The 8,015-nt window shown below is 63.6% G+C and carries 8 protein-coding genes; 4 read left to right on the top strand and 4 right to left on the bottom strand.

Annotated elements, in window-relative coordinates:
• Positions 1–95: 95 nt before the first annotated feature.
• From HCZ97_RS20175 to HCZ97_RS20165, 3 genes are all read right to left on the bottom strand, one after another.
• On the bottom strand, positions 96–596 hold the full coding sequence (locus HCZ97_RS20175; protein ID WP_167690913.1) for a TRAP transporter small permease: 501 nt from the start codon (positions 594–596) through the stop codon (positions 96–98).
• Positions 597–704: 108 nt separating this feature from the next.
• Positions 705–1,682, bottom strand: a complete 978-nt coding sequence (locus HCZ97_RS20170) for a TRAP transporter substrate-binding protein (protein WP_167690912.1) — start codon at positions 1,680–1,682, stop codon at positions 705–707.
• 34 nt (positions 1,683–1,716) lie between these two features.
• Positions 1,717–2,415, bottom strand: a complete 699-nt coding sequence (locus HCZ97_RS20165) for a GntR family transcriptional regulator (protein ID WP_167690911.1) — start codon at positions 2,413–2,415, stop codon at positions 1,717–1,719.
• Positions 2,416–2,562: 147 nt separating this feature from the next.
• On the opposite strand from HCZ97_RS20165, the gene uxuA reads away from it, so the two are divergent.
• Genes uxuA through HCZ97_RS20150 form a run of 3 tightly spaced genes read left to right on the top strand, consistent with a single transcriptional unit; the run spans position 2,563 to position 6,132 of the window.
• A complete protein-coding gene (uxuA, locus tag HCZ97_RS20160) occupies positions 2,563–3,777 on the top strand; it encodes a mannonate dehydratase (protein ID WP_167690910.1) in 1,215 nt (404 codons plus the stop codon).
• A 1-nt stretch (position 3,778) separates the two neighbouring features.
• Entirely contained in the window at positions 3,779–5,230 is a 1,452-nt protein-coding gene (locus tag HCZ97_RS20155; RefSeq protein WP_167690909.1) for a mannitol dehydrogenase family protein, read from the top strand.
• Positions 5,227–6,132 (top strand): sugar kinase, encoded by a 906-nt coding sequence (locus HCZ97_RS20150; protein ID WP_167690908.1) that lies wholly within the window; start codon positions 5,227–5,229, stop codon positions 6,130–6,132. The genes HCZ97_RS20155 and HCZ97_RS20150 overlap by 4 nt, the downstream gene beginning before the upstream one ends.
• 149 nt (positions 6,133–6,281) lie before the next feature.
• Here HCZ97_RS20150 and HCZ97_RS20145 read toward each other — a convergent pair whose 3' ends face one another.
• Entirely contained in the window at positions 6,282–7,172 is an 891-nt protein-coding gene (locus HCZ97_RS20145) for an NAD(P)/FAD-dependent oxidoreductase (RefSeq protein ID WP_167690907.1), read from the bottom strand.
• Between the two features lie 163 nt (positions 7,173–7,335).
• Here HCZ97_RS20145 and HCZ97_RS20140 point away from each other — a divergent pair, with 163 nt between their 5' ends.
• Positions 7,336–7,761, top strand: coding sequence for an Rrf2 family transcriptional regulator (locus tag HCZ97_RS20140; protein WP_167690906.1), 426 nt, complete (start codon positions 7,336–7,338; stop codon positions 7,759–7,761).
• Positions 7,762–8,015: the final 254 nt, after the last annotated feature.

The following is an 8,015-nucleotide window of genomic DNA, read 5'->3' as shown; positions in this document are numbered from 1 at the left end:
GATAGGCAAGCGAAGAGGCGCCCAGCGTCACCGCCACGGGCAGACCGATGACCAGCCCCGCAAGGAAGCAGCCCAGAAGGATTGTCAGTTCCATATCATTGGTCCTCTTGCAGGCGTTCGGGCGTGCCGTCGGTGGCGCCGGTCAACATGCCGATGACGCGCAGGCCGGCAAACAGGCTGAGGGAAATCAGCGCGACCAGGACAGAGGCATGGATCCAATCCATGCGCACCCCAAGCGAGGGGGCGGTCTGCCGCGCGCCGATGGAAACGTAGAACCAGGTCGCCTTGATCAGCACCAGGCCGAAGCCGCAGGTGATCACCGCGCAGATCAGCCGAAGGATCCATGGCAGACGTCCGGGCAGCGACTCGGACAGGATGTCGACATTCACGAGGTTGCCGGAGCGGTAGCTGAGCCCGACGCCGAAGGCTGTCAGGAACAGCAGCGCGAAGCGCGTCAGCTCCTCGGTCCAGACGACCGAAGTGATCAGGCCGGACCGCCCTGCAAGCTGTATCAGCACGGCGATGATGATGACGCCAAAGCTGATCCCCGTGGCGATGCGGGCAAGGCCGGTCAGGGCCCGGATGAAGCTCTGCATGGGAAACCTCGTTCACGTTACGAAATGGAGGGGCCGGAAGGTTCCTTGAAAACCCTCCGGCCCCGTGGTGTGGCCCAGTCTGGGGAGAGGACGGGCCACTGACCGGGATCAGTCAGCGAAGAGCTGCTCGACCTGCGGGCGGATCTCTTCTGCGACGGAGTTCAGCACGGCCTCTTTCGCGGCGGCGGCGAAGGCGGCGTTGTCGACTTCGACGAATTCCATGCCAAGCTCTTCAAGCTGGGTCTGAAGTTCGGCTTCCTCGGTCAGGAACTGCTCACGTTCCCATTCCTGCGCGCGCGATGCGGCTTCCATGACGGCCTGCTGATCTTCTTCGGACATCTGGCCCCAGGCCAGCTCGGAGATGGTCAGGTAGATCCAGGAGCGCACGTGCTGCGTCTGGTTCACGTAGTCCTGCACTTCGTTGAAGTTCGCGGACTTGATCAGCGCCAGCGGGTTTTCCTGGGCGTCGATGGTGCCGTTCTGCAGCGAGGTGAAGACCTCGGAGAAGGCCATCGGGGTCGGGTTCGCGCCAAGCGCCTGCCAGACGTTCAGGAAGAGCGGCACGTTGGGCACGCGCATCTTCAGGCCGTTCAGGTCCTCGACCGAGGTGATCGGGCGGTTGGAAGTCAGGTTTCGCGGGCCACGGGCGAAATAGGCGATCGGGCGGATGCCGACCTTCTCGACGATCTGGGCTTCGATTTCGTCGCCCAGTTCACCACCGGCCACGGCGTCCATATCCTCAAGCGAGGTGTAGCCGTAGGGGATCGCCAGCAGGGCCGCCATCGGCGCCCAGTTCTGCAGGGATTCACCGGTGATCGTCATGTCGGCGGTGCCAAGCTGCATGCCGTTGATGACGTCCATTTCCTTGCCGAGCGTCTCGTTCGGGAAGACTTCGACAACGATGCGGCCTTCAGTCAGCGTCTCGACTTCCTCGGCGAACTTCTTGGAGGCCTTGTGCCAGATGTTGTCTTCGTTGGCGGGGTGGCCAAGCTTCAGCGTCATGTCCTGCGCTAGGGCGGCGGTGGACAGGGCTGCAGCGGCGATACCACCGAGCATGAGCGTTTTCAGGGTTTTGGTGACGAACATGGTTTCCTCCCGTTAGTCGTCTTCGTGAACCCGATCAGCCCTTTGGGGCATCGAAGTAATCGGGGTAGGCTTGGCGGATTGCAGGCAGGTCCTGCAAGATCATCCGAAGATGACCGCGCATGGCCTGTTCGGCATGGTCGGCGTCACCGGCTTCGATGGCGTCGACGACGGCGGTGTGCTGGGCGATCAGATGCGCCAGCGCGAAACTGGTGGAGGTCATCTGCCGCACGCGGTCCATCTGGGATTTCATTCCCTCGATCACGGTCCAGGCGTTGCGATGCCCGGCGGCCTCGGCAAGGGTGCGGTGGAATTCATCGTCGAGCGGCACGAAGGCAGAGGGGCGATCATCCGCCAGCCGCTTCTGGGCCGCGATCTGGTCGCGCAGCTCCGGCACAAGGCCTTCCGGCGCGCTGGCGACGCAGGCCTTGACGATATCGGCTTCGATGGCCTCCCGCACGAAGCGGGCATCCATCACCGCATCCACGGAAATCTTGCGCACGTAGGTGCCGCGTTGCGGGCGAATCTCAAGCAGGCCCTCTTCGGCGAGCTTGATGAAGGCCTCGCGGACCGGCTGGCGGGACAGGCCGAAGGTCGACCCGATTTCGGATTCGGACAGGCGCGCCCCGGGCTCAAGCTGATTGCGCACGATGCAGAGCCGCAGGATGCGAGTCAGCTGCGGACCCACCGGCGCCGAAGAATCGATCTGTGCGATGTTCAAAAGCTCGATGCTCATTCCTGTCTCCTCCGCGGAAATGCTTACCTGCATACTTCCATACTAGTCAACATGACATCTGGATGTTATCGGTCACAACCGTGATATCCGCTGCGCCAGCCGGTGATGCTGCGCGGCCCGACCGAAGTTTCTAGGGGAGGTAACACCATGCGACAGACATGGCGCTGGTTTGGTCCGAAGGACCGCGTGAGCATTGACGACATGATGCAGGCAGGCGTTGAAGGCGTGGTTTCTGCGCTTCACCACGTGCCCACGGGCGCCGTCTGGACTCCCGAGGAAATCGCGGACCGCAAGAGGGTGATCGCCACCCGTCGCGATGGCCGCCCCTCTTCCCTGACATGGGACGTGGTCGAATCGCTGCCCGTGTCCGAGGACATCAAGAAGCAGAAGGGCGACTGGAAGACCCATGTCGCCAACTGGAAGACCTCGATGCAGCATCTCTCGGATGCGGGGATCGACGTGATCTGCTACAACTTCATGCCCGTGCTTGACTGGACGCGCACCAACCTGGCCTGGGAACGGCCCAATGGCGCGCGCTGCATGCGCTTCGACCTGATCGACTTCGCGGCCTTCGACATCCACATCCTGGAGCGCCCCGGTGCAGCAGAGAGCTTCCCCGATGCAGTGGTGGCCGAGGCGGCAGAGCGCTTCGCCCGGATGGAGGACGCGCAGAAGGAACAGCTGGCGGGCAACGTGGTCTTCGGCCTGCCCGGCGCTGCCGAGAAATTCACGCTGGACGACGTGAAGGCGCACCTGGCCGAATACGACAGCATCTCCGAAGCGCAACTGCAGTCGAACATGATCGACTTCCTGTCTGAGGTCGCGCCGATGGCGCAGGATCTTGGGATGCGCCTGTGCTGCCACCCGGACGATCCGCCCTTCCCGCTGCTGGGCCTGCCTCGGATCATGTCGACCGAGGCCCACTACCGCAAGATCCTGGACGCGGTGGACCTGCCGTCCAACGGCGTCACGCTGTGCACCGGAAGCCTTGGCGCGCGGCCCGACAACAACCCTGTCGAGATCTTCAAGGCGCTGGCTGACCGCGTGCACTTCCTGCACCTGCGCAACGTCAGCATCGAGGGCACCGAGGTCATGAACTCGCTCTACGAGGACGAGCACCTGTCCGGCCATACCGACATGGTGGCCATGGTGGCGGCAGTCGTCGCAGAGGAAAGACGCCGCAAGGCAGCCGGACGTGCGGACTGGTCCATTCCCTTCCGCCCGGACCATGGACAGGACATCCTTGATGACATCGGCCGCGAGGCCCAGCCGGGCTATCCCGCCATCGGTCGTCTGAAGGGGCTGGCGGAACTGCGCGGTCTCTACCGTGCTTTCCAGCACCCGATGGTCGCAGGAGCCTGATATGCGTCTGACCGCCCTTGCGCAGGTGCCCGCGGACCTGCACCCCGGCTATGACCCAGCCGATCATGGCGTGGGGATCGTGCATCTTGGACTGGGCGCCTTTCACAAGGCGCACCAGGCGGCGCTGACCGATCTTGCGCTGGCCGCCAAGGGAGGCGACTGGCGTATCCTCGGGGTGTCCCTGCGCTCTCCCAAGGCCTCGGAAGAGTTGGCCCCGCAAAACGGCCTTTATACGCTGATCGAAAAAGGCGCTGACGGTGCCAGCGCCCGCGTGATCGGCTCCATCGCGGATGCGATCTGCTCTGCCGGGGATCCGGAGCCCACCCTGCAGGCCATGGCCGCCGAGGGCACGAAGATCGTCTCGCTGACCGTAACGGAGAAAGCCTATGGCCTGAACCGCGCCACCATCGGCTGTGATCCGGCGCATCCCGCCGTGGCCGCCGACCTGGCAAACCCAGAAGCGCCGCAGGGTGTTCTGGGCCTGCTGACAGAGGCGCTGCGGCGCCGTTACGCCGGCGGGATCGCGCCCTTCACCGTGCTGTGCTGTGACAACCTGCCGGAGAACGGCACCCTTCTGCGCGGCGCCGTCATCGATTTCGCCAGCCGGATCGATCCCGCACTGGCCACCTGGATCGCCGAAACCGTCGCCTTCCCCTCCACCATGGTGGATCGCATCACCCCTGCCGCGACAGAAGCCACCTTGGCAGAGGCCCAATCCCTGACCGGCACCGAAGACCGCGCCGCGATCGAGACGGAGCGTTTCACCCAATGGGTTGTGGAGGACAATTTCCCGCTGGGCCGTCCCGCCTGGGAAACCGCAGGCGTGATCTTCACCGATGATGTTCCGGCCTTCGAGGCGATGAAGCTGCGGATGCTGAACGGCGCCCATTCCATGCTGGCCTATGCCGGCTTTCACGCCGGGCTGCCGCTGGTGCGCGACGTGATGGCCCATGCACCCCTCGCGGCCCTTGTCCGCCGGCACCTGGCCGCTGCCGCCGCGACCCTGCCGCCGATCCCGGGTATGGACCTGAAGGCCTATGCCGCGGCACTGGCCGCCCGGTTCGAGAACCCCAGCATCGCCCATGAGACCTTCCAGATCGCGATGGACGGCTCCGAGAAGATGCCGCAACGCATCTTTGCCGCCTTGCAGGACGCCCGGACCCGCGGCGTGGACATACGCCCCTTTGCCTTTGCCACCGCGGCCTGGGCGCGGCATATCTCCATGGCGACCCATGACTGCGCGCCCTACGAGTTGCGCGATCCCCGCGCGGCAGACCTGCGCGCCATGGCAGAGGGCAAGGAGGCGGACGAGATCGTCGCGTCCCTGCGCAAGGCGCCCTTCATCCCCGCGACCCTCTTTACCGACATGGACTTCTGGACCAAGGTCGAAGGCATCCTTGCCGAAATGCTGTTCGAACCCATGAGCGATGTCATCTCAAGAGAGGCAACATGAGCCGCTTTCTGTCCATTGGCGAATGCATGCTGGAGCTTTCCGGCGCAGGTGATGACCTGTGGCGGATGGGCATCGCGGGCGACACGCTGAACACCGCATGGTATGCCCGGGCCTGCCTGCCCGACAATTGGCAAGTGGCCTATGGCACCTGCATCGGGCGCGATCCCTTCTCTCAGCGCGTTCCCGAGTTCTTGCGCGCGAACGGGATCGAGGCTGACCGCATCCAGGTGCATCCGACCCGCTCCGTTGGGCTCTATGCCATTTCCCTGGATAAGGGAGAGCGCAGCTTTGCCTATTGGCGCAGTGCCTCGGCGGCCCGGACGCTGGCCGATGACCAAGAGCAGCTAGAGACCATGACCCGTGATGCCCAGGTGATCCATGTCTCCGGCATTACGCTTTCGATCCTGCCACCCGAGGGACGGCAACATCTGATCCGGATCATGGCCCAGCGGCGGGCCGAGGGTGTGACCGTCTCGCTTGACCCGAACATCCGCCCTGCCCTTTGGGAAAACCTGGAAACAGCGGCAGAGGTCCTGACGCAAGCCGCAGGTGCCGCGACGATCCTGCTGCCAAGCTTCGATGACGAACAGGCCTGCTTCGGAGATGCGTCCCCTGCCGACACCCTGGCACGCTACGCTGCACTCGGCGCGGATACGGTCATCGTCAAGAACGGCGGAGGCGAGATCCTTGCGCTGCACGAAGGCCAGACGCAGGCCTTCCGCGATCTCGCCCGCGTGACGCCTGTGGACACCACAGGGGCCGGCGACAGTTTCAATGGGGCGTGCCTGGCGGCCCTTGCGACAGACGCCCCCCTGCCCCGGGCCATCGCTGCGGGCCATGCCGTTGCCGGCAAGGTCGTCACCCACCGCGGCGCCCTGATGCCCATGAAAGACGTCAACTAAGCTTCATGCTTATCTCTGTTGTGCCGGGCCGGTTCACTGGCTCGACGCGGACCGAAGTCATTCGAGGCGTCCCAGGGTTTGTAAGTTGCTTCAATCTCCGCTGCCAACTGGCGCGGGGGTTTTGATCCTACACGCCAATCCGTCGGCATCTAGCCGTCGGGCCAGACCAGTGAGCGGTGCAACTGCATGCCCGCCATGGCACCATCCCCCACCGCAAGCGACACCGAATGCGGCATGCTGGCGACGTCACCACAGGCGTAGATGCCGGGGATGGAGGTGAGCTTTACTTCGTCGGTTCGGATCATCCGTCCCATGGGGGTGTCGATGACCACGCAACCCGTCTTTTCTGGCACGTCGCTGGCCGGTTCGACGCGGCTGGCAGTCAGCAACCCCGCAAAAGGCAAGGATCGATCGTCAGTCAAACGGACCTCTGCGTGGCCCTCGATGGCTTGAATGGGGGTTTCCTCTATCTTCACCGCTTTCGCTGTAAGCGCTGCACGCGCTGCTGCATCGAGCGTAACACGCTTGTTCGTCAGGAAGGTAACCGCTCCCCATTCGGTTAGAAGCTCGGCCTGGTGGACGGACATCTTTCCACTTGCGATGACACCGATCCGGCCCTGGTCCAGCTCATACCCGTGGCAATAGGGACAGTGAAAGACGCTATGGCCCCACCGCTCCCTCAGGCCGGGGATGTCAGGCAGGATGTCCGTGACGCCGACGGCAAAGAGAATGCGGCGGCCTGCGTAAGCCGCGCCATCCTGAGTAAGGACACGGAACGCATCCCTGTGCCCCGTCACGTCGACCACGGCCCCGTCTTCCCAGGTCAGCTTTGGATAGGCGGCCAGCTGTGCCTGGGCGGTTGCCGCGATCGCCGCCGGGTCCATGCCGTCCTGCGTCAGAAAGCCGTGCGATCGGCTTGCAAAGCGATTGCGGCGTTCACCCCCGTCAATCAACAGAACCTTGCGCCGCGCCCGCACCAACTGCAGCGCTGCGGCCATGCCGGCATAGCCGCCACCGACCACGATCACGTCATGGGCCATTGAATTTTCCTTTCGAATGATTGGCGTCTTCCGGGCCGGAGCGGGTCTGGCGGCGCCTCTGAATTGACCCTTCCGACTCAAGTACCATCAACTGATACTTGAAATGCCAAGCGGCGACAACAGCGTGTTGACTTGCTACCTCCGCAAGCCCAGAGGTCTTCACATGAACAGAGACACCCGACTTTCCGGCGTTCTCCACGTGCTGATCCACTTGGCGCAGGCGGATGCCCCGGTAACCTCAGAGCGGCTTGCGGCCACGATGCGGACCAATGCCGCCGTGTTTCGGCGTACCATGGCGGGCCTGCGGACCGCAGGCTACGTGCATGCAGAGAAGGGGCACGGCGGTGGCTGGACACTATGCAGGCCGCTGAACGAGATCACCTTGCTTGATATCTACGAAGCGCTTGGCCACACTCAGCTTTTCGCAATCGGATTGCGCAATGATACGCCCGAATGCACGATCGAGCAGGCGGTGAATGAGGCACTTGTAGACACGCTCGCTTCTGCAGAAGCGCTCATCCGGCAACGCTTTGGCGAGGTCACGCTTGAACAGCTCGCAGGTCCCCCCTCCGTCAGTTGTAATCCATAAGTCAGGACCTTCTCGTCGCGGCGACGTCAGCAGCACAGAGGAATTCCGCGCCGTGACTATGATCCTCTTGTTCAGTGTAACCACCCTTTGGGTAGCCAAAACTGGGATCAGCGGATCCGCCGGGCCTGTTTGAGGGACTCTTCTTTCGTGGCGTCTTAGGTCCTGCCGGAGGCAATCCGCAACCTGAGCGATACCAGAAGCGGGATAGAGCGATAGTTTCGCCTATGCTGGCTGGCATGAGCGTCACTTTGGAT

This window comes from Pseudooceanicola sp. HF7 (assembly GCF_011806405.1).
Classification (GTDB): Bacteria; Pseudomonadota; Alphaproteobacteria; order Rhodobacterales; family Rhodobacteraceae; genus Pseudooceanicola.
The sequence above is the reverse complement of the archived record's forward strand: the minus strand, read 5'-3'. Positions and strand labels throughout refer to the sequence as shown.

Excerpts from the sequence above, each read along its gene's own strand:
- HCZ97_RS20175 (WP_167690913.1), bottom strand. The coding sequence starts at position 596 with ATGCAGAGCTTCATCCGGGCCCTGACCGGCCTTGCCCGCATCGCCACG.
- HCZ97_RS20170 (WP_167690912.1), bottom strand. The coding sequence starts at position 1,682 with ATGTTCGTCACCAAAACCCTGAAAACGCTCATGCTCGGTGGTATCGCC.
- HCZ97_RS20165 (WP_167690911.1), bottom strand. The coding sequence starts at position 2,415 with ATGAGCATCGAGCTTTTGAACATCGCACAGATCGATTCTTCGGCGCCG.
- uxuA (WP_167690910.1), top strand. The coding sequence starts at position 2,563 with ATGCGACAGACATGGCGCTGGTTTGGTCCGAAGGACCGCGTGAGCATT.
- HCZ97_RS20155 (WP_167690909.1), top strand. The coding sequence starts at position 3,779 with ATGCGTCTGACCGCCCTTGCGCAGGTGCCCGCGGACCTGCACCCCGGC.
- HCZ97_RS20150 (WP_167690908.1), top strand. The coding sequence starts at position 5,227 with ATGAGCCGCTTTCTGTCCATTGGCGAATGCATGCTGGAGCTTTCCGGC.
- HCZ97_RS20145 (WP_167690907.1), bottom strand. The coding sequence starts at position 7,172 with ATGGCCCATGACGTGATCGTGGTCGGTGGCGGCTATGCCGGCATGGCC.
- HCZ97_RS20140 (WP_167690906.1), top strand. The coding sequence starts at position 7,336 with ATGAACAGAGACACCCGACTTTCCGGCGTTCTCCACGTGCTGATCCAC.